General features: G+C 69.4%; 27 protein-coding genes and 1 tRNA gene. 14 read left to right on the top strand and 14 right to left on the bottom strand.

Annotation, left to right across the window (positions count from 1 at the left end; translation table 11 throughout):
- The first annotated feature begins 26 nt into the window (after positions 1 to 26).
- The 4 genes from hisC (at position 27) to hisA (ending at position 3,317) form a co-directional block, all read left to right on the top strand.
- Complete coding sequence (hisC, locus tag AC0N04_RS01115) at positions 27 to 1,139, top strand: histidinol-phosphate transaminase (protein ID WP_474277757.1); 1,113 nt, start codon at positions 27 to 29, stop codon at positions 1,137 to 1,139.
- The gene (hisB, locus tag AC0N04_RS01110; RefSeq protein ID WP_474277755.1) at positions 1,136 to 1,732 is read left to right on the top strand and encodes an imidazoleglycerol-phosphate dehydratase HisB; all 597 of its coding nucleotides are present in this window, start codon (positions 1,136 to 1,138) and stop codon (positions 1,730 to 1,732) included. The genes hisC and hisB overlap by 4 nt, the downstream gene beginning before the upstream one ends.
- A 91-nt stretch (positions 1,733 to 1,823) precedes the next feature.
- Positions 1,824 to 2,483, top strand: a complete 660-nt coding sequence (gene hisH, locus AC0N04_RS01105) for an imidazole glycerol phosphate synthase subunit HisH (protein ID WP_474277753.1) — start codon at positions 1,824 to 1,826, stop codon at positions 2,481 to 2,483.
- A gap of 90 nt (positions 2,484 to 2,573) precedes the next feature.
- Entirely contained in the window at positions 2,574 to 3,317 is a 744-nt protein-coding gene (gene hisA, locus AC0N04_RS01100) for a 1-(5-phosphoribosyl)-5-[(5-phosphoribosylamino)methylideneamino]imidazole-4-carboxamide isomerase (RefSeq protein WP_474277751.1), read from the top strand.
- On the opposite strand, the gene AC0N04_RS01095 is transcribed toward hisA, so the two are convergent.
- Together AC0N04_RS01095 and AC0N04_RS01090 are read right to left on the bottom strand one after the other, a co-directional pair.
- The gene (locus tag AC0N04_RS01095) at positions 3,284 to 3,685 is read right to left on the bottom strand and encodes a ribbon-helix-helix domain-containing protein (protein WP_474277749.1); all 402 of its coding nucleotides are present in this window, start codon (positions 3,683 to 3,685) and stop codon (positions 3,284 to 3,286) included. The two genes, hisA and AC0N04_RS01095, sit on opposite strands and share 34 nt — an antisense overlap.
- 83 nt (positions 3,686 to 3,768) lie before the next feature.
- A complete protein-coding gene (locus tag AC0N04_RS01090) occupies positions 3,769 to 4,347 on the bottom strand; it encodes a DJ-1/PfpI family protein (RefSeq protein ID WP_474277747.1) in 579 nt (192 codons plus the stop codon).
- 161 nt (positions 4,348 to 4,508) lie between these two features.
- Between AC0N04_RS01090 and hisF the strand changes: the two genes are divergently transcribed.
- The 4 genes from hisF to AC0N04_RS01070 are packed head-to-tail and all read left to right on the top strand — an operon-like array spanning position 4,509 to position 6,733.
- Positions 4,509 to 5,288, top strand: coding sequence for an imidazole glycerol phosphate synthase subunit HisF (gene hisF / locus AC0N04_RS01085; protein WP_474277745.1), 780 nt, complete (start codon positions 4,509 to 4,511; stop codon positions 5,286 to 5,288).
- Positions 5,285 to 5,917 (top strand): 16S rRNA (guanine(966)-N(2))-methyltransferase RsmD, encoded by a 633-nt coding sequence (rsmD, locus tag AC0N04_RS01080; RefSeq protein ID WP_474277743.1) that lies wholly within the window; start codon positions 5,285 to 5,287, stop codon positions 5,915 to 5,917. The genes hisF and rsmD overlap by 4 nt, the downstream gene beginning before the upstream one ends.
- Positions 5,918 to 5,957: 40 nt before the next feature.
- Positions 5,958 to 6,464: a pantetheine-phosphate adenylyltransferase gene (gene coaD, locus AC0N04_RS01075; protein ID WP_474277741.1), complete on the top strand. Its 507-nt coding sequence runs from the start codon at positions 5,958 to 5,960 to the stop codon at positions 6,462 to 6,464.
- Complete coding sequence (locus AC0N04_RS01070; RefSeq protein ID WP_474277739.1) at positions 6,464 to 6,733, top strand: YfhL family 4Fe-4S dicluster ferredoxin; 270 nt, start codon at positions 6,464 to 6,466, stop codon at positions 6,731 to 6,733. Before coaD ends, AC0N04_RS01070 begins: the two co-directional genes overlap by 1 nt.
- A gap of 26 nt (positions 6,734 to 6,759) precedes the next feature.
- Here AC0N04_RS01070 and AC0N04_RS01065 read toward each other — a convergent pair whose 3' ends face one another.
- From AC0N04_RS01065 to AC0N04_RS01055, 3 genes are read right to left on the bottom strand one after another with little or no spacing between them, the layout of a single operon-like run.
- Positions 6,760 to 7,200 carry a hypothetical protein gene (locus AC0N04_RS01065; protein ID WP_474277737.1) on the bottom strand — a complete coding sequence of 147 codons (441 nt, stop codon included), beginning with the start codon at positions 7,198 to 7,200 and terminating at the stop codon, positions 6,760 to 6,762.
- A complete protein-coding gene (gene pth, locus AC0N04_RS01060; protein WP_474277735.1) occupies positions 7,197 to 7,847 on the bottom strand; it encodes an aminoacyl-tRNA hydrolase in 651 nt (216 codons plus the stop codon). The genes AC0N04_RS01065 and pth overlap by 4 nt, the downstream gene beginning before the upstream one ends.
- 30 nt (positions 7,848 to 7,877) lie before the next feature.
- Entirely contained in the window at positions 7,878 to 8,825 is a 948-nt protein-coding gene (locus AC0N04_RS01055; protein WP_474277733.1) for a LysR family transcriptional regulator ArgP, read from the bottom strand.
- Positions 8,826 to 8,952: 127 nt separating this feature from the next.
- Between AC0N04_RS01055 and ald the strand changes: the two genes are divergently transcribed.
- A complete protein-coding gene (ald, locus tag AC0N04_RS01050; protein ID WP_474277731.1) occupies positions 8,953 to 10,065 on the top strand; it encodes an alanine dehydrogenase in 1,113 nt (370 codons plus the stop codon).
- 251 nt (positions 10,066 to 10,316) lie between these two features.
- Positions 10,317 to 10,865, top strand: a complete 549-nt coding sequence (gene pedF / locus AC0N04_RS01045) for a cytochrome c-550 PedF (protein WP_474277729.1) — start codon at positions 10,317 to 10,319, stop codon at positions 10,863 to 10,865.
- A gap of 85 nt (positions 10,866 to 10,950) precedes the next feature.
- On the opposite strand, the gene AC0N04_RS01040 is transcribed toward pedF, so the two are convergent.
- The 6 genes from AC0N04_RS01040 to AC0N04_RS01015 all read right to left on the bottom strand — a co-directional run bounded on the left by AC0N04_RS01040 (position 10,951) and on the right by AC0N04_RS01015 (position 16,248).
- Positions 10,951 to 11,580: a 50S ribosomal protein L25/general stress protein Ctc gene (locus AC0N04_RS01040; RefSeq protein ID WP_474277727.1), complete on the bottom strand. Its 630-nt coding sequence runs from the start codon at positions 11,578 to 11,580 to the stop codon at positions 10,951 to 10,953.
- 92 nt (positions 11,581 to 11,672) lie between these two features.
- Positions 11,673 to 12,635, bottom strand: coding sequence for a ribose-phosphate pyrophosphokinase (locus AC0N04_RS01035; protein WP_474279019.1), 963 nt, complete (start codon positions 12,633 to 12,635; stop codon positions 11,673 to 11,675).
- Positions 12,636 to 12,748: 113 nt separating this feature from the next.
- A tRNA-Gln gene (locus AC0N04_RS01030) sits at positions 12,749 to 12,825 on the bottom strand.
- A 37-nt stretch (positions 12,826 to 12,862) separates the two neighbouring features.
- On the bottom strand, positions 12,863 to 13,795 hold the full coding sequence (ispE, locus tag AC0N04_RS01025; protein WP_474277725.1) for a 4-(cytidine 5'-diphospho)-2-C-methyl-D-erythritol kinase: 933 nt from the start codon (positions 13,793 to 13,795) through the stop codon (positions 12,863 to 12,865).
- 69 nt (positions 13,796 to 13,864) lie between these two features.
- Positions 13,865 to 14,419 (bottom strand): lipoprotein insertase outer membrane protein LolB, encoded by a 555-nt coding sequence (locus AC0N04_RS01020; RefSeq protein WP_474277723.1) that lies wholly within the window; start codon positions 14,417 to 14,419, stop codon positions 13,865 to 13,867.
- Positions 14,416 to 16,248 carry a tetratricopeptide repeat protein gene (locus AC0N04_RS01015; protein ID WP_474277721.1) on the bottom strand — a complete coding sequence of 611 codons (1,833 nt, stop codon included), beginning with the start codon at positions 16,246 to 16,248 and terminating at the stop codon, positions 14,416 to 14,418. The genes AC0N04_RS01020 and AC0N04_RS01015 overlap by 4 nt, the downstream gene beginning before the upstream one ends.
- Positions 16,249 to 16,317: 69 nt before the next feature.
- Between AC0N04_RS01015 and mutM the strand changes: the two genes are divergently transcribed.
- The 3 genes from mutM to mutY all read left to right on the top strand — a co-directional run bounded on the left by mutM (position 16,318) and on the right by mutY (position 20,346).
- Positions 16,318 to 17,148: a bifunctional DNA-formamidopyrimidine glycosylase/DNA-(apurinic or apyrimidinic site) lyase gene (mutM, locus tag AC0N04_RS01010; protein WP_474277719.1), complete on the top strand. Its 831-nt coding sequence runs from the start codon at positions 16,318 to 16,320 to the stop codon at positions 17,146 to 17,148.
- Positions 17,149 to 17,263: 115 nt separating this feature from the next.
- The gene (locus AC0N04_RS01005) at positions 17,264 to 19,294 is read left to right on the top strand and encodes a dynamin family protein (RefSeq protein ID WP_474277718.1); all 2,031 of its coding nucleotides are present in this window, start codon (positions 17,264 to 17,266) and stop codon (positions 19,292 to 19,294) included.
- The gene (mutY, locus tag AC0N04_RS01000) at positions 19,291 to 20,346 is read left to right on the top strand and encodes an A/G-specific adenine glycosylase (RefSeq protein ID WP_474277716.1); all 1,056 of its coding nucleotides are present in this window, start codon (positions 19,291 to 19,293) and stop codon (positions 20,344 to 20,346) included. The genes AC0N04_RS01005 and mutY overlap by 4 nt, the downstream gene beginning before the upstream one ends.
- 12 nt (positions 20,347 to 20,358) lie before the next feature.
- Here the strand turns inward: mutY and rapZ are convergent, their stop codons facing one another.
- Genes rapZ through AC0N04_RS00985 form a run of 3 tightly spaced genes read right to left on the bottom strand, consistent with a single transcriptional unit; the run spans position 20,359 to position 23,957 of the window.
- Positions 20,359 to 21,336 carry an RNase adapter RapZ gene (gene rapZ / locus AC0N04_RS00995; protein ID WP_474277714.1) on the bottom strand — a complete coding sequence of 326 codons (978 nt, stop codon included), beginning with the start codon at positions 21,334 to 21,336 and terminating at the stop codon, positions 20,359 to 20,361.
- Positions 21,333 to 23,027 carry a DNA repair protein RecN gene (gene recN, locus AC0N04_RS00990; RefSeq protein WP_474277712.1) on the bottom strand — a complete coding sequence of 565 codons (1,695 nt, stop codon included), beginning with the start codon at positions 23,025 to 23,027 and terminating at the stop codon, positions 21,333 to 21,335. The genes rapZ and recN overlap by 4 nt, the downstream gene beginning before the upstream one ends.
- A gap of 54 nt (positions 23,028 to 23,081) precedes the next feature.
- The gene (locus tag AC0N04_RS00985; RefSeq protein WP_474277710.1) at positions 23,082 to 23,957 is read right to left on the bottom strand and encodes an NAD kinase; all 876 of its coding nucleotides are present in this window, start codon (positions 23,955 to 23,957) and stop codon (positions 23,082 to 23,084) included.
- Positions 23,958 to 24,028: 71 nt separating this feature from the next.
- Between AC0N04_RS00985 and hrcA the strand changes: the two genes are divergently transcribed.
- A complete protein-coding gene (gene hrcA, locus AC0N04_RS00980) occupies positions 24,029 to 25,057 on the top strand; it encodes a heat-inducible transcriptional repressor HrcA (protein ID WP_474277708.1) in 1,029 nt (342 codons plus the stop codon).
- Positions 25,058 to 25,061: the final 4 nt, after the last annotated feature.

Genomic DNA, 25,061 nt, shown 5'->3' with positions numbered 1-25,061 from the left:
CTGAACCCGAATTCGGAACATTTGCCATGACCACGCTTGCGACCCGCATGACCCGCTACCTTCGCGCCGACGTGCAAGGCATGCATGGCTACGCCGTGCAGCCCAGCGCCGGCATGGTCAAGGTGGACACGATGGAAAACCCGTTCCCGTTGCCGGCGGCGCTGCGCCGCCAGCTGGGCGAGCGGCTGGCCGAGGTCGCGCTGAACCGCTACCCGGCCGAGCGCGGCGAGGTGTTGCGCGCCGCGCTGGCCCGACACGCCCGGATGCCCGAGGGCTGCGACCTCATGCTGGGCAACGGCTCCGACGAGCTGATCAGCCTGCTGACGCTGGCGGCCGACGTGCCGGGCAACGTGGTGCTGGCGCCGCTGCCCGGCTTCGTGATGTACGAGATGTCGGCCCGGCTGCAGGGCCTGAAGTTCGTCGGCGTGCCGACCACGGCCGACTTCCAGCTCGATGGCCCGGCCATGCTGGCGGCCATCCGCGAGCACCAGCCGGCCATCGTCTGGCTGGCCTACCCGAACAACCCGACGGCCAACCTGTGGGACGACGCCGTCATCGATGCCCTCATCGAGGCCGCGCCCGGGCTGGTGGTGATGGACGAGGCCTACCAGCCGTTCGCCGCGCGCGATTCGCTGGCTCGCTTGAGGCGCTTCGATCATGTGCTGATCATGCGCACGATGAGCAAGTTCGGGCTGGCCGGCGTGCGCATCGGCTATCTGATGGGCCGCGCATCGCTGATCCGCGAGATCGACAAGCTGCGCCCGCCGTTCAACATCAGCGTGCTCAATTGCGAGGCGGCCCTGTTCGCGCTGGAGCACGTCGACGAATACGCCCGGCAGGCCGCGGTGATCCGGGCCGAGCGGTCCCGTATCCTGACCGCCCTGGGTGCGTTCCCACCCGACAAGGGCGTGCAGCCGTTTCCCAGCGAGGCCAATATGATCCTGGTGCGCGTGCCCGACGCCCGGCGGATCTTCGAAAGCATGAAGGCGCGCAAGGTGCTGGTCAAGAATGTCTCCGGCCTGCATCCCTTGCTGGCCAACTGCCTGCGCATCACCGTCGGCACGCCCGACGAAAATCGACACATGCTGGCCGCCTTTGCCGCCGCGCTGAACGATCTGAACCGGAAGGTCTCCGCATGAACGCGCCCCGTATCGCTGAAGTTCAGCGTGACACCAAGGAAACGCAGATCCGCGTTCGCGTCAACCTCGATGGCACCGGCCAGGCCAAGCTGGCCACCGGCATCGGCTTTTTCGACCACATGCTGGACCAGATCGCCCGCCACGGCTTGATCGACCTGGAGATCGAGGCGCACGGCGACCTGCACATCGACGGCCACCACACCGTGGAGGACGTGGGCATCGCGTTGGGCCAGGCGGTGGCACAGGCCATCGGCAGCAAGGTCGGCATCACGCGTTACGGCCACGCCTATGTGCCGCTGGACGAGGCCTTGTCGCGCGTGGTGGTCGATTTCTCCGGCCGCCCGGGGCTGGCGATGGACGTGGATTTCAAGGCCGGCATGATCGGCGCCTTCGACACCCAGCTGGCCTTCGAGTTCTTCCAGGGTTTCGTCAACCACGCGCTGGTCAGCCTGCACATCGACAACCTCAAGGGCCGCAACGCCCATCACCAATGCGAAACGATCTTCAAGGCCTTCGGCCGGGCGATCCGCATGGCGCTGACGCTGGACCCGCGTTCGGCCGGCGTCATTCCTTCGACCAAGGGCATGCTCTGATGAACGCGAGCCTCCAAGCGGGTCGCTCCGCGCCTTCGCTGCCCCCCGAGGGGGCCGACCTCCCTTGGGGCGGCCTGGCGGGAGCTCGGTCATGACCCGAACCGTTGCAGTGGTGGACTACGGCATGGGCAATTTGCGCTCGGTGTCGCAGGCGGTGATGCACGTGGCGGCGGGCGAGGGCGTCGACGTGATCGTCACCTCCCGGCCTGACGAGGTGCGCGCGGCCGAGCGTGTCGTGCTGCCCGGGCAAGGGGCGATGCGCGACTGCATGCGCGAACTGGCCGATTCGGGTCTGCGGGACGCCGTGCTCGAAGCCGCCGCGACCAAACCCTTGATGGGCGTGTGCGTGGGCATGCAGATGCTGCTGGACCACTCGGAAGAACAGGACACGCCGGGCCTGGGCCTGATCCCCGGACGGGTGCTGCGCTTCCGGCTCGAAGGCCGGCTGCAGCCCGACGGGAGCCGCTACAAGGTCCCGCAGATGGGCTGGAACCAGGTCGGCCAGCGTCGCCACGAGGGGCGTCTGCATCCGATCTGGGCCGGCGTGCCCGACGACGCCTACTTCTACTTCGTGCACAGCTTTTATGCCGCGCCGTCGGACCCGCGCCACACGGCGGGCGAGACCGAGTACGGTGAGCGCTTTACCTGCGCGCTCGCGCGGGATAATATTTTTGCCACCCAATTCCACCCCGAGAAAAGCGCCGCGCATGGCTTGGCCCTGTACCGCAATTTCCTGCACTGGCGTCCCTGATTCGGCTCAGGCGCCGAGCATCCCCTCCCTTCCCCGCTGATCGCAGCTCGCCGCTGCGATGCCCATTTCCTCACTCGCCCTCCACAGGCCATGCTGCTGATCCCCGCGATCGACCTGAAAGACGGTCAATGCGTTCGTCTTGAACAAGGCGACATGAACGTCTCCACCACCTTCGGGGCCAACCCCGCGGCGATGGCCCGGCGCTGGCTGGACGCCGGCGCGCGCCGGCTGCACCTGGTTGACCTGAACGGGGCGTTCGCCGGCAAGCCGGTCAACGAGGGCGCGATCAAGGCCATCCTGAAGGAAGTCGGCGACGAGATCCCGGTGCAGCTGGGCGGCGGCATCCGCGACCTGGACACGATCGAGCGCTATCTCGACGACGGCATCTCCTACGTCATCATCGGCACCGCGGCGGTGAAGAACCCCGGCTTCCTGCGCGACGCCTGCACGGCCTTCGGCGGCCACATCATCGTCGGGCTGGACGCGAAGGACGGCAAGGTGGCCACCGATGGCTGGAGCAAGCTGACCGGCCACGAGGTGGTGGACCTGGCGAAGAAGTTCGAGGATTACGGCGTCGAAGGCGTGATCTACACCGACATCGGCCGCGATGGCATGCTCACCGGCATCAACATCGAGGCCACGGTGAAGCTCGCCCAGGCGCTGACGATCCCGGTCATCGCGTCCGGCGGCCTGTCGAACCTGGCCGACATCGAGGCCTTGTGCGCGGTCGAGCACGAAGGCATCGACGGCGTGATCTGCGGCCGCTCGATCTACACCGGCAGCCTGGACTTCGCCGCCGGTCAGGCCAGGGCGGACGAGTTGAACGGCGACTGAGACTCGCCCGCTGCGCTGTGGCGCCAGCCGGCCGGCAGGGTTTGCAAGGCTCGCTGGGCGTCGATCGAACGGATCGCGACCCGGGTGTCTGTCGGGATGCCGCGATGGGCCAGCAGTGCTTCGTAGCGCAGCGCGCTGACCCTCAGGAACGACGCGAAGTTGCCGGCCTCGCCGCGCGCCTCGATCAATTCGTCGTAGAGCTTCTCGATCAATTGCACCACGCTCATGCCGTCGCGCTGGGCGATCTCGGTCAGCACGTCCCAGAACAACTGCTCCAGCCGGATGCTGGTGACCACGCCGTGCAGGCGGACCGACCGGGTCCGGCTGTCGTAGCTGTGCGGGTCGGCGCTGATGAAGATTTCGCACATGGCGTGTCTCCTGAAGACGGCCGCAGGCGCGGCGCGCCCGACTCTACGCCGCGCACCGGCCCGCGGCAAGGCGGGCGGGCTGCTCAGGCGTCGATGCGCGTGCCGAGCACCGCCAGGAACTGCGCCAGCCAGGCCGGGTGCGCCGGCCAAGCCGGGGCGGTGACCAGGTTGCGGTCGGTGATGGCCGAGTCCACGGCGATGCCGCAGTACTCGGCGCCTGCCAGTTCCATCTCGACCTGGCAGGCCGGATAGGCCGAGACCCTGCGCCCCTTGATCAGGCCGGTCGCGGCCAGAATCTGCGCGCCGTGGCAGACCGAGGCGATCGGCTTGTCCGCCGCCAGGAAATGGCGAGCGATCTCCACCACGCGGGCGTTCAATCGCAGGTATTCGGGGGCGCGTCCGCCCGGGATCACCAGCGCGTCGTAGGTCTCCGGCTTCACGTCCTTGAAGTTGGCATTCAGCGTGAAGCGGTGGCCCGGCTTCTCGCTGTAGGTCTGGGCGCCCTCGAAGTCGTGGATGGCCGTGTGCACCCAGTCGCCAGCGACCTTGTCGGGCGCCACCGCATGCACCGTGTGCCCCACGGCCATCAAGGCCTGGAACGGCACCATCGTCTCGTAGTCCTCGGCGTAATCGCCGCACAGCATCAGAATCTTCTTGGCCATCGCAGTCTCCTGAAGTTCCGGTTCCGGCTGAACCGGGACCCCCATTCTTGAGAGTCGCGGGCCGCAGGGGGTAACAGCCGGTTGTGTCGCGATGGCAGCGCTGCTGCGACAATCGCAGATTCCGGCGGCACGTCGTCGCCGGCTGTCTGCTCGTGGAACCCATGCTCGCCAAACGCATCATTCCTTGCCTGGACGTGACCGGCGGCCGCGTCGTCAAGGGCGTCAACTTCGTCGAACTGCGCGACGCCGGCGACCCGGTGGAGATCGCGGCGCGCTACAACGACCAGGGCGCCGACGAACTCACCTTCCTCGACATCACCGCCACCAGCGACGGCCGCGACCTGATCCTGCACATCATCGAGGCGGTGGCCTCCCAGGTCTTCATTCCGCTGACCGTCGGCGGCGGCGTGCGCAGCGTCGAGGACGTGCGCCGCCTGCTCAATGCCGGCGCGGACAAGGTCAGCTTCAACTCGGCCGCGGTGGCCCGCCCGCAGGTCATCCGCGAGGCGTCGGACAAGTACGGTTCGCAGGCGATCGTGGTGGCGATCGACGCGAAGCGGCGGGTGGGCGAGGATCTGGCGGCCAAGGGCCCGGGCTGGGACGTCTACACCCACGGCGGCCGCAAGAACATGCACCTCGACGCGGTTGCGTGGGCGCGCCAGATGGCGGAGTTCGGTGCCGGCGAGATCCTGCTGACCAGCATGGACCGCGACGGCACCAAGATCGGCTTCGATCTGCCGCTGACCCGGGCGGTCTCCGATGCCGTGCCGGTGCCCGTGATCGCGTCGGGGGGCGTCGGCGCGCTGGAGCATCTGGTGGAAGGCATCCAGGTCGGCGGGGCCGACGCGGTGCTGGCGGCCAGCATCTTTCATTACGGCGAGTTCACCGTCGGGCAGGCCAAGGCCTTGATGGCCCGAGCTGGCGTGCCGGTGCGGCTTTGACCAGGCGCGCCGCCCGCACAGCCGCCGAGGCGGGCGGCCCTTCAACGGCACGTGCCCGCACCCCGGCCGCGCCGCGCGGCGCCCCGCACGAGGTGCGCATCATCGGAGGCCAGTGGCGGCGCAGCCGGCTGCCGGTGGCGGACAAGCCCGGCCTGCGCCCGACGCCCGACCGCGTGCGCGAAACGCTGTTCAACTGGCTCGGCCAGGATCTCGGCGGCTGGCGCGTGCTGGATGCGTTCGCCGGCTCCGGCGCGCTGGGCTTCGAGGCGGCTTCGCGCGGCGCGGCCGAGGTCTTGCTGATCGAACACGACGCCGAGCTGGTGCGTTCGCTCAATGCTTCTCGCGAGCGCTTGAAGGCCGACACGCTGCGCGTGATGCGGGCCGATGCGCTGGGCTGGATGCGCGGTGCGCCGCCGGCGCATTTCGAGCTGGTGTTGCTCGATCCGCCTTTCGATGCGGGTTGGGCCCTGCCGGCAATGCAGGCCGCCGCGCGCCTGGTGGTACCCCTCGGCTGGATCTACCTCGAATCGGGCGAGCCGCCGCCGGAAGCCCTCGATGGTCTGGCGCTGCATCGCCAGACCCGCGCCGGGGCCGTCCATGCCAGCCTGTGGCAGCGGACACCGGATTAAACTTCCCCTCTTGCGTCATCGCGCCCACTCTGTCGACCTCATGACCGCTGCCCGCCCCCTGAGCGCCGTCTACCCCGGCACTTTCGACCCGATGACCCTGGGCCACGAAGACCTGATGCGCCGTGCCAGCCGCCTGTTCGATCGGCTGGTGGTGGCGGTCGCCGCGGGGCATCACAAGCGCACCATGTTCACGCTCGACGAGCGGCTGGCGATCGCCACCGAACTGGCCAAGCCCTGCGGCAACGTCGAGGTGATCGCCTTCCGCGGCCTGCTGCGCGATTTCGTGATCGAGCACAACGCCCAGGTGGTGGTGCGGGGGCTGCGCGCGGTCAGCGATTTCGAGTACGAATTCCAGATGGCGGGCATGAATCGCCAGCTGATGCCCGAGGTCGAGACCTTGTTCCTGACGCCCAGCGACCAGTTCCAGTTCGTCAGCGGCACTTTCGTGCGCGAGATTGCCAGCCTCGGCGGTGATGTTTCCAAGTTCGTGGCACCCTCGGTGCTTCAGCGCCTGCAGCAGCGCGTTTCCCAGCCGAAGGATGTCTGATGGCCTTGATGATCACCAGCGAATGCATCAATTGCGATGTGTGCGAGCCCGAATGCCCGAATGAGGCGATCTCGCTCGGCACCGAGATCTACGTGATCGATCCCAACAAGTGCACCGAATGCGTGGGCCACTTCGACACCCCGCAATGCGTGCAGGTCTGTCCGGTGGAATGCATCCCGGTGAACCCGGACCGGATCGAGAGCCGCGAGCAGTTGGAACAGAAGTACCGCCGGCTGATGACGGCGGCGGGCAAGGTCCCGGCGCTCTGAGGCGGTTGCGGCCCCCCGCCCGGCGGTCAGTGGCCGGCGGGCGGCGCCGGCGCGACGTACAACGGGGTGTTGCCGACGCAGCGGATGCGGCGGCCGCGTTGGGTCTTTGACTTGGCGCCGGATTTGCACCTCGCGCTCGGGTCGGGCGACGACGCCGGCGGCGCCGCGGCGGCCACCGGGATGCCGGCCGCCCGGGTCTGCGGATGCAGCCCTTTCTCGCGTTCGCGCCGCTGTGCGGCCAACTCGCGGGCCAGTTTCTGGTCCGCAGCCGTCGCGTTGTCGCGGTCTCGTTGCTGATCGGTGGCCCGTGGGTCACCGACCTCGACGATCTGGCCCGGGCTGGCGGCGCACGGGGCCTGCTGGTAGGTCTGGCCGCAGCGATAGACCGCGGTCCCCGCGCTGCTGGTCAGCGGCATCAGGGCGCCAGCCAGACTGGCGGCCAGTGCGATCAGGCGGTGTCGGGTCATTGGCTTTCTCCTCCTTGGACAGGGTCCGGCGCGCTCGTCGCGGCGCGTTCCGGCGCGGGTGCCGGCTTGGGGCGCGGCGGCTTGGCGTGGATCTTCATCATGGCCTTGTCCATCGCGCCGTCCAGCAGCAGATCCAGTGTCGCGATCGAATCGTCGATGTTTCGTTCCACGGCCTCGCGTTCTGCCGCGGGCGGGCGCCGCAGCACATAGCCGGCGACCTCGGCCTTCACCCCCGGGTGGCCGATGCCCAGGCGCAAGCGCCAGAAATCGGCCGATCCGAGTTGCGCCTGGATGTCCTTGAGCCCGTTGTGGCCGCCGTTACCGCCACCTTGCTTGAGCTTCATCTGGCCGGGCAGCAGATCGAGTTCGTCGTGGACGACCAGGATCTCGGCCGGTTCGATCTTGAAGAAGCGCGCCAGCGGCGCCACCGATTTTCCCGACAGGTTCATGTAGGTCATGGGCTGCAGCAGCCAGACCGGCCCGCCGGGGCGATTCACCCGGGCCACCAGGCCATGGTAGGCACGATCGGCGTCGAGCCGTGCGCCCAGGCGCTGGGCCGCGGCCTGCAGCCACCAGACGCCGGCGTTGTGGCGCGTTCCTTCGTATTCCGGGCCGGGGTTGCCCAGGCCGACGATCAAGCGAATCATGGGCCGCATTATCGGCGGGCAGCCTCCGGTTCACGCCGGCGGCGGCCCGAGCGCCGCGGCGGCGCCGGCGATCACGGCCTGGCCGATCCGGTCCATCAGGCTGGTGCGTGCGGACGGCGGTGCCGAGTCGTCGCCGCCCAGCTTCCATTGGTGCCAGTAGAGCGCCACGTCGATCGTGATGTCCGGATGCAGCACGGCCAGCGCTCGGGCGTCGACCAGCGGCCTGGCCAGCAGTTCGGGCAGCACCGCCACGCCCCAGCCCATCGCCGCAGCGCGCGCGCCGGCCTCGCTGCTGGGGACGAAGCGCTCCTTCAGCCGCGGGTCGCGCACACCGAAAGCGCGCGACACCCACTGGGCCTGCATGTCGTCCTTGCGGTTGAAGACGATGAACGGCAGCTGCGAGAAATTGGCCTGATTCAGCCCGCGCGGCATGGCCTCGGCGACGAAGGCGGGCGAGGCCAGCGCGACGTAGCGCATCAACCCCAACGCCTGGCAGGTGCAGCCGCGCAAGGCCTGCGAGACGGTGCTGACGCAGCCCAGCACGTCGCCCTGGCGCAGCCAGTCGTGGGTGAAGTCCTGGTCGTCGACGATCAGCTCCAGCCCATAGCCGCCCTGGCTGCGCTGGCCGGCGCGCACCAGCGGATCGAGCGCCGGCAGCACCCAGGTCGCCAGGCTGTCGGCGTTGACGGCGATCGGCAGGCGCTCGTCGCGCGCCAGGGCGGCGCCGAGTTCCCGCGCCGCGTCCGCGCGCAACGCCTGGATCTGGCGGGCATAGCGCAGCAGTACCTTGCCCGGCTCGGTCAGCCGCAGCGGCCGGGCCCGCACCACCAGCAGGTGGCCGACATGGGTCTCCAGCGACCGCAGGCGCTGCGACACCGCGGACTGCGTGATGCTCAACAACTGCGCGGCCCGCTCGAAGCTGCCGGCTTCGGCCAGCGCAGCCAGGCAATCCAGGCCGGCGGTGTCCAGGACGTTCATGACGAGCCTCTGGTCATATCAGTATTTCTAATGTAATCGGAGACTTGCCGATGCATCTATGCGATAGCCCGCACTGTTCCCAGAATCGGCCCACGGGCCCCGAGCCCGGCCACACAGGAGACTCATCATGCGCATCGGTTGCCCCAAGGAAATCAAGAACCACGAATACCGCGTCGGCCTGACGCCGGCCAGCGTGCGCGAATTCACCTCGCGCGGCCATGAGGTGATCGTGCAGTGCGGGGCGGGCGCGGCGGTGGGTCTGGACGACCCGCATTACGCCACCGCAGGCGCGGTGCTGGTGCGCGAGGCGGCCGAGGTCTTTGCGCGCGCCGACATGATCGTCAAGGTGAAGGAGCCGCAGCCGCAGGAATGCGCGATGCTGCGCGAAGGCCAGATCCTCTACACCTATCTGCACCTGGCGCCGGATCCGGAACAGACCGCGGCTCTGCTGCGCTCGGGCGCCATCTGCATCGCCTACGAAACCATCACCGGCCCCGGCGGCGGCTTGCCGCTGCTGGCTCCGATGAGCGAGGTGGCCGGTCGGATGAGCATCCAGGCCGGCGCAGCGCACCTGGAGCGCAGCAAGGGCGGCATGGGGGTGCTGCTGGGCGGCGTGCCGGGCGTGGAACCGGCGCATGTGCTGATCATCGGCGCCGGGGTGGTCGGCACCCATGCCCTGCAGATGGCGGTGGGCATGGGCGCGAGGGTGACGGTGCTGGACAAGAACGTGGACCGGCTCCGGCAGCTCGATCTGGTCTTCGGCAACCGGATCAAGACGCTGTTCTCCAGCGCCCAGGCGCTGGAGGAGAAGGTGCTGGAGTCGGACCTGGTCATCGGCGGGGTGCTGATCCCGGGGGCGGCCGCGCCCAAGCTGGTCACCCGCAGCATGATCCGGTGCATGAAGAAGGGGGCGGTGGTGGTCGACGTGGCCATCGACCAGGGCGGCTGCTTCGAGACCTCGCGTGCCACCACGCATGCCGAGCCGACCTACGTCGTCGACGACGTCGTCCACTACTGCGTCGCGAACATGCCTGGCGCGGTGGCGCGTACTTCGACCTTTGCGCTCAACAACGCCACGATCGGGCACGGCCTGGCGCTGGCGGACAAGGGCTGGAAGCAGGCGCTGCGCGACGATCCTCATCTGAAGGCCGGTTTGAATGTCGCCCGTGGCAAGGTCACCTACCAGGCCGTGGCGCGGGATCTGGGCTACGACTACGTCGCGCCGGACTCGCTGCTCTGAGCCCCGCACCGGACCGCGACCGGTGCCACCCTGGCCGCGGTCCTTCGGTATCGGTCGCCTGGGTGTAAACCAGCGGCTTGGCCGGGCAGGGCGACCGGTCGCTGCAACGCCGGTGTGTCAGGCTGGCTCGCCGATGTCGCGGGATGCGGTCTGCCGAGCCAGGATTGTGGCGGTCTGGAGCGCATCGGGCGTGGCATGCCGCTTGCGAAAAGGCAGGGACTTGTGTGCCTCAAAACGACCGGAGACCTGCCATGAATGTTCCTGCCTCACCGCCCGCTGCCCAGGCGGCCTGCCGCGATCGAACGAAACGCCCGCGCAGATGGGTCGCAACGATCGGGGCCGGGGCGCTGGCGTGGTTCAGCGCAGGGTTGGCCCAGGCGCATGGCGACGTCACGCCGCACCCGGTCGATACGGCCGGCCTGCCGACGCTGGGCAGCGACTGGATCGAACCCAATCCGTACCGCGGCAACCCGAAGGCGGCGGCGATCGGGGCCGATGGCTACGAGCACAACTGCGCCGGCTGCCATGGCCTGAATGCGGTGTCCGGCGGCGTGGCGCCCGATCTGCTGAAGCTCGACGGCGACTGTCTGCATCTGGCCACCCCGGCCAAGCAGCAGGCCTGCCTCAAGGACAGCGACGACTACTTCAAGGACGTGGTGCTGAACGGCAAGAAGAACCTGGAAGGCCGCTACACCATGCCGGCCTACGCGAGCGTGTTCACCCAGGAGGCCACGTGGGCGATCAAGGCCTACGTCGATGCGCGGACCCTCGAAGAGGCCGCTTCGCACCGCGCGCAGTGACACCCAGGCAGCGATCGGCGCGCCCATGCAAAAGGCCCCGCAAGCGGGGCCTTCGAGGTTGTCCAGCGCCCCAACGGGCTTGAACTTACTTCTTGCCTTTGCCCTTGCCCTTGGCCTTGTCGTCCACGGCCACCGGGGCGGCCACGACTTCTTCCTCGACCTTGGGTTCGGCCACCGACACGACGACCGGGTTCTGCGTGCCGTGCTTGACGGCCTTGATGCCCTCGGGCAGCGTCAGGTCGGACACGTGCAGGCTCTTGCCGCGCACCAGACCCGACAGGTCGACCGCGACGAACTCGGGCAGCTGGGTGGCCAGGCACTCGATCTCGATCTCGGTGGCGACGTGCGACACCACGCACTTGTCGGTCTTGACCGCGACCGAGTTCTCCTCGTTCGAGAAGTGCAGCGGGACCTTCTTGCGCAGGCGGGTCGTTTCATCGACGCGCTGGAAGTCCACGTGCAGCACCTGCTGCTTCCACGGGTGCATCTGGAAGTCGCGCAGCAGGACCTTCTGGGTCTTGCCGGCCAGTTCCATGTCGAGGATCGACGAGTGGAAGGCTTCCTTCTTCAACGCGAAGTACAGCGCGTTGTGATCGAGCTCGATCATGGCGGGCTCGCCGGCACCGAACACGATGCCAGGGACCTTGCCCGAGATGCGCAGGCGGCGGCTCGCTCCGGTCCCCTGCTTGGCGCGCTCAAAAGCGACGAATTGCATAACACTCTCCTGTGAGTCGGGGCGTCCGCGACCAGAATCGCCCCTGTGAAAAAGGCGGGCTCACCGTTCGGATCGCCCGCCCGCGAAACGGATCAGAAGTTGTTGTTCTGCTCCGAGAACAAAGAGGTCACCGATTCGCCGTCCGAGATGCGGCGGATCGTCTCGGCGAACAGGAAGGCCACCGACAGCTGGCGGATCTTGGCGCAGGCCTTGCCGGCGTCGCTCAGCGGGATCGTGTTGGTGATCACCACTTCGTCGAGGTGCGACTGGTTGATGCGGTCGATCGCCGGGCCCGAGAACACGGCGTGGGTGCAGTAGGCGTAGACGTGCTTGGCGCCGCGGTCCTTCAGCACCTCGGCCGCTTTGACCAGCGTCCCGGCGGTGTCGATCATGTCGTCCATGATCACGCAGTTGCGGCCGTCGATCTCGCCGATCACGTGCATCACTTCCGACACGTTGGCCTTGGGGCGGCGCTTGTCGATGATCGCCAGGTCGCAGCCCAGTTGTTTGGCCAGCGCACGGGCGCGGACCACGCCGCCGACGTCGGGCGACACCACCACCAGGTCAGAGTAGTTCTTGGCCTTCAGGTCGGTCAGCAGCACCGGCGAAGCGTAGATGTTGTCGACCGGGATGTCGAAGAAGCCCTGGATCTGGTCGGCGTGCAGGTCCATCGTCAGCACGCGCTCGACGCCGACGGTCTCCAGCAGGTTGGCGACGACCTTGGCGCTGATCGGCACTCGCGTGGAGCGCGGACGGCGATCCTGGCGGGCGTAGCCGAAATAGGGGATCACGGCCGTGATGCGGCGTGCGCTGGCACGCTTGAGCGCATCGACCATGATCATCAGTTCCATCAGGTTTTCGTTCGTCGGCGCGCAGGTGGACTGCACGACGAAGACGTCGCGGGCGCGGACGTTCTGCTGGATCTCGATGTCGACTTCGCCGTCGGAGAAGCGGCCGACCTTGGCCTTGCCGAGTTCGGCGCCCAGGTGCGAGACGATTTCCTGGGCCAGCACCGGATTGGCGTTGCCCGTGAACAGGACGGTGTTGAACAGCACGTCAGCTTCTCCGGTGGGGGCGGGCTTCAAGGGTGCCTTGGTACAGCGCAGGCGCCGCGCGGCGCCGTCAAACAGCAACCGCGCCAAGTGGCGCGGTCAGATCTTCAGTCATTTGGCAGGGGAGGAAGGACTCGAACCCTCGCATGTCGGAATCAAAATCCGATGCCTTGACCAACTTGGCGACTCCCCTACACAGGACATGGCACGAGGCCACGCCCTTCAACCTTTCAGTCGGCCCATCCGACCAGCGGATGACGGGCCAGACTCCGGCACATCCGACCAACCCACGCTGCGGGCCATTCACCCTCAGCCAAGGTCGCCATGGCTTGATCGCCTGCGCCTGCATCACCGTTCACACTTGCAAACACCGCACTGCCCGAGCCCGTCATCCGGCTGTTGCCGAACCGAGCTGCCAGCCATCGGCCCGCCAGCGCCACGTCCGGGCACAAGGCTTCGGCCGCGTCCTGCAAGTCGTTGCGGCCGAAAAATGCGTCTTTCACCCGGTCTCCAGAAGACTCCGAAGCAAAAGCACCTCTTCCTGCGCGCTGCTGCATGTCAGCAAGTAAGCCCGCTACTGTAGCAGGCTTTGTATTTCGTGTCAGCAGCGGGCTGGAAAAAATTTCCTGGGTCGACAGCCCGGCCGCGGGCTTCAGCACCGCAAACCACTGCACAGGAATCTCGATCGGCGTGAGTTGCTCGCCGATGCCTTCGACGAACGCGTTGTGCCCGCCGACAAAGAAGGGCACATCGGCGCCCAGGGGCCGGGCCAGTTCGAGCAGGCGCTCGCGCGACCAGTTCAGGCGCCACAAGCGGTTCAGGCCCAGCAGGACGGTCGCCGCGTCGGAGCTGCCGCCGCCCAGCCCGGCTCCCCAGGGCAGCTGCTTGTCGATCGAGATGTCGGCGCCCAGGCGGGTGCCGCTGGCCTGCTGCAGCGCGCGCGCCGCCTTCAGGCACAAGTCGTCGGCGGGCAGGGCGGGGCCCAGGTCGTGGCGTGCCAGGCGGCCGTCATCACGCCGTTCGAGGTGCAAGGTGTCCGCCCAGTCGATCAGCACGAAGGCCGACTGCAGCAGGTGGTAGCCATCGGCGCGGCGGCCGATCACGTGCAGGAAGAGATTCAGCTTGGCCGGGGCAGGCAGGTCGAACAGCGCGGTCAGGCTCATGGGCGGGAGGAGGTCATGCGAGCAGGGTCTCGGGCGGTGGCGGGGGCGTCGCGGGCGATCGGGGCGGTGTCATCGATCGATGCGGGCGCGCACCAGGACCGCCGGCGGGCTCGCGCGGCGCGCTTCGATCTGCGCGTCGGCCGACCAGCGGGACAAGTCGACCCCCCAGCCCAGTTGGGCGAATCCCGCGGCGGTGGCGTCGTACGCTGCGCCGGGCCAGGGCTTGCCGGCCAGCCAGGACGTCAGCGCCTGCAGCGGGATGTCTTCTCCCAGCGCCTCGCGCGACAGCGCCGGCAAGTCGTCGAAGCGGCGAACGCCGTCGGCGGTGCTCAGCTGCACCCCGACCGGTGTCCATCGCGCGTCGGCCAGCAGCGTTCCCAGTGGGCTCAGGAGGATCAGGCGGCCTTGGGTGTCGGTGCCCGACAGCTCGAAGGCCGCACTGAGCGACTGGGGTGGCCGCTGGGCGGTGGCGTCGACCTTGATCAGCATGCGACCGCTCACCGGCGGCGCCAGGCGGTCGGTCGGCAGATGCGGCGTCGCGCAGCCGGCCAGCAGCGTCACGCCGGCCAGCCAGGCGGCGACCCGGCGCCGACCCGGCCGAAACGCCTGTCGGATCCGCCTCACAAATGAACCTGCAGGCGAGCCAGCATCTTGCGCAGCACCTCGTTGTCGGGGTCGCGGGCAGCGCCCTCACGCCAGACCTTCCGCGCCTCGTCCTTCTGCCCGCTGGTCCACAGCACCTCGCCCAGATGCGCGGCCACTTCCACGTGGGGGCGTTGGGCATAGGCCTTGCGCAGGATGCGCAGTGCCTCGTCGCGGTGCCCGAGCCGGTACTCGACCCAGCCCAGACTGTCGGCGACGAACGGGTCGTCGGGCGCCTTCGCCACGGCGCGCCGGATCAGGGCCAGCGCCTCGTCCAGCCGCTGATTGCGATCGGCCAGCGAATAGCCCAGTGCGTTGAGCGCCTGCGCGTCGTCGGGCTTGAGCGCGATGTTCCGGCGCAGCAGTGCTTCCATGTCGGCAGGGCGGTCGAGCTGGTCGGCCAGCATCGCCATTTCGTACATCAGGTCGGTGTCGTCCGGCGTCTTGCGCAAGGCCTCCAGCAGCAGGTCGTAGGCCTGCTGCCAGCGCTTGGCCGAACGCAGCACCTGCGTCTGGGCCAGCAGGCGGGCACGGTCGTTCGGGTGGTCCGCGGCCGGCGCCTCGCGTACCAGCGCGAGGGCTTCATCCACGTGACCGGCGCGGGCCAACACCCCGGCCTGGCTGACCCGCACCGACAAATCCGCCCGGGCCGGGTCGATGTGGGACAGCGCCGAGGTGACGGCCGCGTCGTCGCCGCGCAGTTCCGCGGCCTGGGCCAGCAACTGCCAGATCACGTCGCTCAGTCGGTGGTCGTTGGCGTCCGAGGGGAGGGGGCCGCTCGCGGCGCCTGCGGCCGCCGGAGCCGGCAACTGGGCCTGCGCGCGGTGCAGCGCGTCGACGGCGGCGTCGGTCTCGTGCAGGTCGAGCAAGGCCGCTCCCAGGCTCAACCAGCCCTGCGGTAGATCAGGCTGCTGCTGCAGCGCCAGCCGCATCTGCGCGATCGCGTCGACGATGCGCTGACGCTGCTCCAGCGTGCGCGCGTAGGCCATGCGGATCATCGCCGATGCGTCGGGCCGTGCCAGCGCGGTCTGCACCAGGGCCTCGGCCGCCGGCTCACGGGGCATCAGGTCCAGCGCGAGCAGGACCGGCCCCGGCGCGCCCGGATCGTCGGCCAGCGCGCGCTGGTCCAGGCTCAGCGCCTGTTCCGGCTTGTCGGCGGCCAGCGCCATCCGACCCAGCGTGACGCGCACGGCAGTGCGGGTGGCTTGGGCGGTCGCGTAGGGAGCCAGGGCCTGCTCCACCGTCGCGAAGACCCGGGACTTGTCCGACATGTTTTCCAGGAAGCGGGGCATGCCCGCGATGGCGGCCGTGCGGTCGTCCCCCTTCAACTGCTGCAGCAAGCCGCGCAGCGGCTCGGCCAGATCGCCCGGCCGGTCGAGCGCCACCGCCAGTTGCAGCATCGTGCGGGTGGCTTCGATCGACTCGGGGTGTGCGGCCCGCCAGGCCTTGGCGGCGGCCAGCGCCTGGTCGCCGGAACGCATCTGGATGCCCAGTTCGACCGCGCGCTGGTACAGCCCGCTGTCGTGACTGCGCCGCGCCGCGTCCAGCATCACCTCGTAGGCATTGGCCAGGCGCCCCTCCTGCGCTTCCATCTCGCCCACCAGCAGCTGGTAGAACATCGGCGCGTCGAGTTCCGAGTTCCGGACCGCCGCCTGGCTGGCGGCGATCGCGGGCGGTGCCGCCAGGTCAGGACGGCCTTGGCCGTGCGCTCCCAGTGCGGCAGTCAGCGCCCATGCCAGGCCCGAGAGCCGCCAGCGATGGCGGGCGGCCCGAGAAAGAAGAGAGGCCGTGCGGGCAGGCAATCGCGTCATCGTCACTCCTGGATCGACTCATTCTAGTGGGGCCCCCTGTGGTCCTTCTCGGCCACGGATAATGGGCGCATGCCCGAGTTGCCCGAGGTCGAGGTCACGCGTCGCAGCCTGGCTCACCTGGCCGGCGCGAAAGTGCTGGGCTTGCGCCTGGGCAAGCCTTTGCGGCATGCGCCGGGCTGCGACGGCGCGGATCTGGCGGGACTGACGGTCGGCGACCTGGAGCGCCGCGGCAAGTACCTGTGGCTGCCGCTGCGAGCGACCGACGGGACGGCCGCCGGCGGGCTGCTGTGGCACCTGGGCATGTCGGGCTCGTTGGCTTTCGTCGAAGATGCCGGGGCACCGGGCCCGCACGACCATGCCGATCTGGTGACGCATCGCGGCACGCTGCGCCTGACCGACCCGCGGCGCTTCGGTGCGCTGCTGTGGTCGCGTTCGCTGCAGCATGCGCCGGCCGTGACGCTGCTGGCGCGGCTGGGCCGCGAGCCGTTCGACCTGAGCTTCACCGCGGCGGATTTCCACGCCGCGCTGCGCGGACGCAGGGTGGCGATCAAGCAGGCCTTGCTGGCCGGAGACATCATCGTGGGCGCCGGCAACATCTACGCGAGCGACGCCTTGTTCGAGGCCGGCATCGATCCCCGCACGTCCTGCCAGCGCATCGGGGTGGTGCGCGCCGCACGCTTGCTGGCGGCGGTCCGCCAGGTGCTGGGCGAGGCCATTGCCGCCGGGGGCTCGACGTTGCGCGATTTCCGCGACGCCCACGGCAGCGTCGGGCAGTACCAGGGCCAGGCCCGGGTCTATGGGCGCGAAGGCGAGGCCTGCCGGCGCTGCGGCAGCCGCATTCGGCGCATCGTCCAGGGTCAGCGCGCCACCTATTTCTGCCCGACCTGCCAGCACCGATGACGCGGGGCGCGACTCGACGCCGCTGCGAAGGGTGGGAAAGAAGCCACGCTTGGCGGCGCCATGACGCGCCGAACCGGCCGGCCGCAAGGCCTTTCAGGCTACGATCGGCGCCATTGTGAAGCACGCTGACCAAGCCACGTCGACCCACCCGATGCCCTTGCTGCCGCCGCTGGTGCCTGGCCTGGATGCCCTGGCCGACTGGCGGCTGGCGCTCGAAAACGACTTCGCGGCGCTGGTCGCCTACCTGACGGACGCCGACCTGCTGGCGCCGGCCGGGCTGGCCAGCGCGCAGTCGCTGCGCCAACGCCTGGCCAGCGACAAGCTCGTGGTGGCGTTCATCGCCGAGTTCTCGCGCGGCAAGAGCGAGCTGATCAATGCGATCTTCTTCTCGGATGCCGGCCGCCGCATCCTCCCGGCCACTCCCGGGCGCACCACGATGTGTCCGGTCGAACTGTCCTGGGACGACAACGAGCTGCCGACGCTGGACCTGCTGCCGATCGACAGCCGCTATACCGGCGCCTCGCTGGCGGAGTGGCGCCAGCAGCGCGACCAGTGGAAGCGGCGCCAACTCGATCCGAATGACACCGAGGCGCTGGCCCATGCGCTGACGGAAGTCACGCGCACCCGGCGGGTCACGGTCGACGAAGCGAGGGCCTTGTCGCTGTGGTCCGACGATGTCGGTGCCGACAACCCGCTGCTGGGCGACGATGGCTGCGTCGAGGTGCCGGCCTGGCGCCACGCGATCATCAACTACCCGCACCCGCTGCTGCGGCGCGGGCTGGTGGTGATCGACACGCCCGGACTCAACGCGATCGGCGCCGAACCCGAGTTGACGCTGAGCCTGCTGCCCAGCGCCCACGCGGCGCTGTTCGTGCTGGGCGCCGACACCGGCGTGACCCGGTCCGACATGGACATCTGGAGCCGTCACCTGGGCGGCCAAGGGCTGGCCTGTTTCGTGGTGCTGAACAAGGTCGACATGCTGGCCGATCCGCTGGCCACCGAGGCGCAGCGCGAGGCCTCGATCGAGCGCCAGTGCCGCAGCACCGCCGAAACCTTGCACATCGGCCGCGACCGGGTGTTTCCGGTCTCGGCGCGCATGGCCTTGAGCGCGCGCATGGAAGACGACGCCGGCCAACTCGCCGCCAGCCGGCTGCCGGCGCTGGAGGCGGCCCTGAACGCCGAACTGCTGCCGCAGCGCCAGCAGGTGCTGGCCAAGGCGGTGATCGGCGGCGTGCAGTCCTTGCTGGAGCACGCCACCCGCCGCCTGCGCGACCTGCGTCGCCACAACGCCGAGCAAATGCTGGAATTGCGCGGGCTGCGCGGCAAAAGCCAGGCCCGTGTCGAGCAAATGCTGGAGCGCATCCATGCCGACAGCGCCGAGTTCGAGCGCAGCTCGGCGCGGCTGGCTGCCTTGCGCTCGGTGCACGCCCGGATGCTGCGCAAGGCGTTGAACACCTTGTCGGCCGAGCGCATCCGCACCGGCGTGGCCGAGTTGCAGACCAGCCTGGGCGCCAGCTGGTTCAACCTGCGTGCGCGTTCGTCGTTCGCCAGGCTGTGCGAACAGATGGTCGAACACGTGGAGCAGGCGGCCCACCAGTGCGCCGAGATCGGCCAGATGCTGCAGGCATCGTTCGAACAGCTCAACAGCGACTACGGCTTCTCGCTCGCGCTGGCGCCGGTGCCCGATCTGGTGTCGTTCCGCGAAGAGCTGCACCGGATCGAACGCGGCTACAGCCGTTATTTCGGCGTGGCCGGCGTGGTTCGCCTGAGCTCGGCGGGTTTCAACGAACAGCTTCGAGGCATGCTGGTCTCCAAGCTGCGCACCGTGTTCGAGTCGGCGAGCAACGAGATCGAGGCCTGGAACCAGACGGCGTCGACCATGATCGACAGCCAGAACCGCGAGCGGCGCCGCAGCTTCAAGCGCCGTGCCGAGTCGCTGGAGCGCATCCTGGGCGCGACGGGCGAACTGGAGCACCGCCTGATCGAGGTCGAATCCCTGGACGCCCGGCTGCTGGGGCAGATCGACAACGCGTACCGCCTGGGCTCGGCCGTGCGCCTGCGCGCTGAGCAGGGGCCGGCGACCGAGGCGGCCGGCCCCGCGCCGGCGCAGGGCGAGGTCTGGCAGCCGGACAGTCGCTCGGCGTGACGGCCCCGCTGCCGTCCCTCGCACCGGCCCTGATCGCCTGGCAACGCCAGCACGGCCGCCATGCGCTGCCCTGGCAGCGCAGCCGCGATCCCTACCGAGTCTGGCTGTCGGAGGTGATGCTTCAGCAGACCCAGGTCGCCACGGTGCTGGCTTACTACGAGCGTTTTCTGGCGCGCTTTCCCGATGTCGAGGCGTTGGCCGCGGCGCCGTTGGACGAGGTGCTGGCGCTGTGGGCCGGGCTGGGTTACTACAGCCGAGCGCGCAACCTGCACCGCTGCGCGCAAGCGGTGATGAGCGACTTCGGCGGACGTTTCCCGGCCGGTGCGGAGCAATTGATGACCTTGCCCGGCATCGGCCGCTCGACCGCCGCCGCGATCGCCGCCTTCTGCCAGGGCGAGCGCAGCGCCATCCTCGATGGCAACGTCCGGCGCGTGCTGTCCCGGGCACTGGGCTTCGATGCCGATCTGGCGCTGGCCGGCCACGAGCGGGCGCTGTGGGCCTTGGCCCAGGCCTTGCTGCCCGAGGCGGGCGAGCCGATGCGCGTCTACACCCAGGGCTTGATGGACCTGGGCGCGACCGTCTGCTCGGTTCGCGCGCCGCAGTGCGACGTCTGTCCGTGGCAGGCCTTGTGCGTGGCCAGGGCGCAGGGCCGGCCCGAAGCCTATCCGGTGCGCACGCGCAAGCTGAAGCGCTCGCGACGCAGCCATGCCTTGCTGTGGCTGCGCCAGGGCGACGCCCACTGGCTGGTGCAGCGACCGGCGACCGGAGTCTGGGCCGGTCTGTGGTCCTTGCCCGAATTTGACTCGCTCGACGAGCTGCAGGCGTGGCTGGGAGGCTGGCCGGGCGCGACCGAACTGCTGCCGGCCTTCTCGCACACCCTGACCCATTTCGACTGGGATCTCAGCCCCGTCTGCCACCGCTTGCCTGCGCAAGCCCGGCGCGACGAGGTGCTGACGGCCACCTGGCCGACCGGGCGCTGGGTGCGGCAGACCGACCTGGCCGGGTACGGCCTGCCCGCGCCCGTTGCCCGGCTGCTGCCACCGAGCCGCTGAGCGCGGGTCGGCTCAGCCGGCGTGGTCGAGCTCGCGGTGGCGGATCAAGGTCGTCGTCGCCCCGGCGAGATGCCGCGACAGCGTCTCGACGAAATACACCGAGCGGTGCTGGCCGCCGGTGCAGCCGATGGCCACCGTGAGGTAGCTGCGCTGGTCGTCCTCGAAGGCCGGCAGCCAGCGGCGCACGAAGGCTTCGATCTGGGCCAACATCTCGCCGACCTCGGGCTGGGCGCGAAGATAGTCGGCCACCGGCGCATCGCGGCCGTCCAGCGGCCGCAACTCGCGGATGTAGAACGGGTTGGGCAGCACGCGCACGTCGAACACCAGATCGGCGTCCAGCGGCACGCCGCGCTTGAACGCGAAGGACTCGAACACCAGGGTCAGGCCGCTGCGGGTGGCGCCGACCAGGTCACGGATCCACAGGCGCAGCTGGGTCGGGCGCAACTGGCTGGTGTCGAGCACGGTGGAGCGGTCGTGCAGATCGGCCAGCAGGTCGCGTTCGAGTTCGATCGCGTCGAACAGCGCCCGGTGCAAATCGTTGGCATCGACCGGATTGCTCAGCGGATGCGGGCGCCGGGTCTCCGAGAAGCGCCGCACCAGGGCTTCGGTGGTGGCGTTGAGGAACACGCTGCGCACCTGCACACCTTCGGCGCGCAACTGGTCCAGCACCGGTAGCAGGTAGGGCAGCGAGCCGGCGGTGCGGACGTCCACCGCGATCGCCATGCGCTGCACGCCGTGTTCGCTCTCGACGCGGATGAACTCGTGCAGCAGCTCGGGCGGCAGGTTGTCGACGCAGAAATAGCCCGCGTCCTCCAGCGCGTGCAGCGCCACCGACTTGCCCGAGCCCGAGATGCCGGTGACCAGCACGACCTCGCGCGGCGAGGTGTCGGCCCCTTCGGGCGAGCCCTTGATCGTCGGCGCACCCTGGGGCCTGAGGCCCTGTCCCTCCGGGCGGAGATTCACCCCTTCGGGCGGCCGGGCGGCATTCATGGCTGCGGCCCGGCGGGCGACGCGTCCGCGACCTGGGCTCGGCTCGCCTGCTGGATCAATTCCTGTGCATGGGCCTGGCTGGTGCCGCTGGCACGTTCACCGCCCAGCATCCGGGCGACTTCGGCCACCCGGGCCTCGCCGGCGATCGCGGTGATCCGGCTGTGGGTGGTGCCGGCCTGCGTGTGTTTGGCGACCACGAAATGCCGGTTCGCGCACGCGGCCACCTGGGCTAGATGGGTCACGGCCAGCACCTGCGCGCTGCGGCCGAGCTGCTTCATCATCCGGCCCACCGCGTCGGCCACGGTGCCGCCGACGCCGGAATCGATCTCGTCGAAGATCAGGGTCGCCGGGCCGGCGCGACGCGCCTGCGCTGCCGTGACGGCGATCGCCAGCGCCAGCCGCGACAGCTCGCCGCCCGATGCGACCTTGGCCAGCGGGCGCGGTTCGCTGCCCGCATGCCCGGCGACGCGAAACTCCACCGTTTCCAACCCGTGGGCCTGCGGCGCGTCCTGTGCCAGCAGCGCGACCTCGAAGCGGCCGCCCGCCATGCCCAGCTGTTGCATCGCCTCGGTCACGCGCAGCGCCAGCGGCAGCGCGGCCTTTCGGCGCACGGCGCTGACCCGCGAGGCCTCGTCGCGCCAGGCCTGCTCGGCGGCCGCCAGGTGGCTCTCCAGCCCCGCCAGATCCGCCGCGGCATCGAGCGACCTCATCTCGTCGCGCCACTGCCGAAGCAGCGCTGGCAAGGCTTCGGGTGGCTGCCGAAAGCGGCGAGCCATGCCCATCCAGTCGCTCAGGCGGGCCTCCAGTCCGGCCAGCCGGCCGGGCTCGGGCTCGGCGCGCGACAGGTAGGCGTTGAGCGTGCGGGTGGCGTCGTCGAGCTGGGCCTGCGCGCCTTGCAGCGCCGTCACCACGTCGGCCAGTCGCGGGTCGAACGAGACCAGCTCGTCCAGGGTGGCCAGGGTCTTGCTGACCGCGGCGGTGGCGCCGCGGTCGTCGGCATCCAGCCACTGGAGGCTGCGCGCCGCGCCGTCGACCAGGGCCTGGCCATGGGCGAGGCGTTGGTGCTCTGCGGTCAGCTCGGGCCATTCGTCGGCGCCGGGGGCCAGGCGTTCGAGTTCGCCGATCTGCCATTGCAGGCGCTGGCGCTCGGTGTCGAGCTCGCCCTGGCGGGCGCGTGCCTGGGCCAGCCTCTCCGAGGCCTGCTTCCAGATTGCGAAGGCCTCGGCCATCGGCCGGGGATCGACGCCGGCCTGTTCGTCGAGCAGGGAACGCACGGCGGCCGGCCGGGTCAGGCCCTGCCAGGCATGCTGGCCATGGATGTCGACCAGGTGGCCGGCGATGTCGCGCAACTGGTTGGCGGTGGCGGCGCTGCCGTTGACGAAGCCGCGGCTCTTGCCCTGGGCGTCGACGATGCGGCGCAGCAGCAACTCGTCGCCGGTCTCGAAACCGGCCTCCTCCAGCCAGGGCTCCAGTGAGGCCGGGCAGTCGAAGCAGGCCGTGATCTCGGCGCGCGCCGCGCCCTCGCGAACCACCAGGCTCTCGGCCCGGGCGCCGAGCGCCAACTGCAGGGCGTCGATCAGGATCGACTTGCCGGCACCGGTCTCGCCGGTCAGGACCGAAAAGCCGCCTTCGAAGCTCACGTCCAGCGACGTGACAATGACGAAGTCCTTGAGCGTCAGATGTTTGAGCATGTCAGCGAACCGATATCGCCATGTCGAGCCGTCGGCAGCGGGCGCGTGGGCGCCTCACACAACGCCTTCGTACCAGCGCAGCTTGCGCCGCAGCGTGGCGTAGTAGCTCCAACCGCGCGGGTGCAGGAAGCGCACTGTCTGAGCGGAGCGGCGCAGCCGGACCTGGTCGCCATGCAACAGGCTCGCCAGGCCGTGCATGTCGAAATTGGCGCTGTTGTCGCGACCGTTGACGATGGTGATCTGCACTTCCTGCGAGTCGGGCAGCACGATGGGCCGGTTGGACAAGGTGTGCGAGGCGATCGGCAACAGCACCCAGCCGCCGATCGCCGGGTGCAGGATCGGGCCGCCGGCCGACAGGGCATACGCGGTGGAGCCGGTGGGCGAGGCGACGATCAGGCCGTCGGCGCGCATGTTGGCGACGAACTCGCCGCCCACGTCGATCCGCAGCTCGATCATGCTGGCGGTCGCGCCGCGGCCCACCACCACGTCGTTGAGTGCCAGGCCTTCGAAGATCAGCTCGTCGTCGCGCCAGATGCCGCCCTCGATCATCGAGCGCCGCTCTTCCTCGTAGTCGCCGCGCACGATCGGACCCAGCGCCTCCTGCCAGTCGGCGGCGCGCACGTCGGTGATGAACCCCAGGCGCCCCTGGTTGATGCCCACCAGCGGGATGTTGTAGCGCGCCAGTTCGCGGGCGATGCCCAGCATGGTGCCGTCGCCGCCGACCACCACCGCCAAGTCGCATTGGCGGCCGATCTCGGCCGGCGTCAACGAGCCGAAATCGTTCCAGTCGGTGTTGAGGGCGGTATCGCGATCGACCGAGACTTCCAGCCCCTGGCGGGCCAGGAATTGCGCGATGGCTTCCAGCATCGGCCGGATGCCGTGGGATTGGTACTTTCCCACCAGTGCGGCGTGTCGGAAGCGGGTTGGCATGGTGTGAGGAATTACACCACAGCCCCTGTGCCGGGCGAGGGGCCCGCAGGGCTGTCCGTACAATGCGGGCCATGCTCGACGAGCGCGCCAAATCCCTGCTGAAGACCCTGGTCGAACGCTACATCGCCGATGGACAGCCGGTGGGTTCGCGCACCCTGGCCAAGGCGTCGTCGCTGGAGCTGTCGCCGGCCACCATCCGCAATGTGATGGCCGACCTGGAAGACATGGGCCTGATCGTCAGCCCGCACACCTCGGCCGGCCGGGTGCCCACGGCGCGCGGCTACCGGCTGTTTGTCGACACCATGCTGACGGTGCAGCCGATGCAATTGGGCGGCATGCCGGCCGACATGGCCGCGGCCAACGAGCCGCTGCAGCCGGACCAGCCTCAGCGCGTGATCGCGCAGGCGGCGCAGCTGCTGTCCAACCTGTCGAGCTTCGTCGGGGTCGTGACCGCCCCCAAGAAGCCCAGCGTGTTCCACCACATCGAGTTCATGCGCCTGGGCGAGAAGCGGGTGCTGGTGATCCTGGTCGCGCCCGATGGCGACGTGCAGAACCGCGTCATCTTCACCGCCCGCGACCACACCCAGAGCGAACTCGTCGAGGCCACCAACCACTTGAACGCCCACTACGCCGGCCTGGCGATCGAAGAGGTGCGCGAACGCGTGCGGCGGGAGGTCGACGCCTTGCGCGGCGAGATCGCGACGCTGATGCAGGCGGCCGTCCAGGTCGGCACCGAGGCCATGGCCGAGAACGAGGACCAGGTCATCGTCAGCGGCGAGCGCAACCTGCTGGGCGTGCAGGATTTCGGCCACGACATGGGCTCGCTGCGCAAGATGTTCGACTTGTTCGAGCAGAAGACCCAGCTGATGCGCCTGCTCGACACCTCCAGCCGGGCCGAAGGGGTGCGCATCTTCATCGGCGGCGAGAGCCGGGTCGTGCCGTTCGAGGAACTCTCGGTCGTCTCCTCGGCCTACGAGGTCGACGGCCGCGTCGTGGGTACGCTGGGGGTGATCGGCCCGACCCGCATGGCCTACGACCGCATGATCCAGATCGTCGACATCACCGCCAAGCTGGTGGGCCACGCACTGTCGCAGCGCTGAGGGC

This window comes from Ideonella sp. sgz306126 (genome assembly GCF_056032705.1).
The sequence above is the reverse complement of the archived record's forward strand: the minus strand, read 5'-3'. Positions and strand labels throughout refer to the sequence as shown.

Excerpts from the sequence above, each read along its gene's own strand:
- AC0N04_RS01015 (WP_474277721.1), bottom strand. The coding sequence starts at position 16,248 with ATGACGCGATTGCCTGCCCGCACGGCCTCTCTTCTTTCTCGGGCCGCC.
- AC0N04_RS01090 (WP_474277747.1), bottom strand. The coding sequence starts at position 4,347 with ATGGCCAAGAAGATTCTGATGCTGTGCGGCGATTACGCCGAGGACTAC.
- hisB (WP_474277755.1), top strand. The coding sequence starts at position 1,136 with ATGAACGCGCCCCGTATCGCTGAAGTTCAGCGTGACACCAAGGAAACG.
- AC0N04_RS01095 (WP_474277749.1), bottom strand. The coding sequence starts at position 3,685 with ATGTGCGAAATCTTCATCAGCGCCGACCCGCACAGCTACGACAGCCGG.
- ispE (WP_474277725.1), bottom strand. The coding sequence starts at position 13,795 with ATGAGCCTGACCGCGCTGTTCGACCTGCCTGCCCCGGCCAAGCTGAAT.
- ald (WP_474277731.1), top strand. The coding sequence starts at position 8,953 with ATGCGCATCGGTTGCCCCAAGGAAATCAAGAACCACGAATACCGCGTC.
- AC0N04_RS01065 (WP_474277737.1), bottom strand. The coding sequence starts at position 7,200 with ATGACCCGACACCGCCTGATCGCACTGGCCGCCAGTCTGGCTGGCGCC.
- pth (WP_474277735.1), bottom strand. The coding sequence starts at position 7,847 with ATGATTCGCTTGATCGTCGGCCTGGGCAACCCCGGCCCGGAATACGAA.
- hisA (WP_474277751.1), top strand. The coding sequence starts at position 2,574 with ATGCTGCTGATCCCCGCGATCGACCTGAAAGACGGTCAATGCGTTCGT.
- mutM (WP_474277719.1), top strand. The coding sequence starts at position 16,318 with ATGCCCGAGTTGCCCGAGGTCGAGGTCACGCGTCGCAGCCTGGCTCAC.
- hisF (WP_474277745.1), top strand. The coding sequence starts at position 4,509 with ATGCTCGCCAAACGCATCATTCCTTGCCTGGACGTGACCGGCGGCCGC.
- recN (WP_474277712.1), bottom strand. The coding sequence starts at position 23,027 with ATGCTCAAACATCTGACGCTCAAGGACTTCGTCATTGTCACGTCGCTG.
- AC0N04_RS01055 (WP_474277733.1), bottom strand. The coding sequence starts at position 8,825 with ATGAACGTCCTGGACACCGCCGGCCTGGATTGCCTGGCTGCGCTGGCC.
- coaD (WP_474277741.1), top strand. The coding sequence starts at position 5,958 with ATGACCGCTGCCCGCCCCCTGAGCGCCGTCTACCCCGGCACTTTCGAC.
- AC0N04_RS01040 (WP_474277727.1), bottom strand. The coding sequence starts at position 11,580 with ATGCAATTCGTCGCTTTTGAGCGCGCCAAGCAGGGGACCGGAGCGAGC.
- AC0N04_RS01070 (WP_474277739.1), top strand. The coding sequence starts at position 6,464 with ATGGCCTTGATGATCACCAGCGAATGCATCAATTGCGATGTGTGCGAG.
- hisC (WP_474277757.1), top strand. The coding sequence starts at position 27 with ATGACCACGCTTGCGACCCGCATGACCCGCTACCTTCGCGCCGACGTG.
- hrcA (WP_474277708.1), top strand. The coding sequence starts at position 24,029 with ATGCTCGACGAGCGCGCCAAATCCCTGCTGAAGACCCTGGTCGAACGC.
- hisH (WP_474277753.1), top strand. The coding sequence starts at position 1,824 with ATGACCCGAACCGTTGCAGTGGTGGACTACGGCATGGGCAATTTGCGC.
- AC0N04_RS00985 (WP_474277710.1), bottom strand. The coding sequence starts at position 23,957 with ATGCCAACCCGCTTCCGACACGCCGCACTGGTGGGAAAGTACCAATCC.
- rapZ (WP_474277714.1), bottom strand. The coding sequence starts at position 21,336 with ATGAATGCCGCCCGGCCGCCCGAAGGGGTGAATCTCCGCCCGGAGGGA.
- pedF (WP_474277729.1), top strand. The coding sequence starts at position 10,317 with ATGAATGTTCCTGCCTCACCGCCCGCTGCCCAGGCGGCCTGCCGCGAT.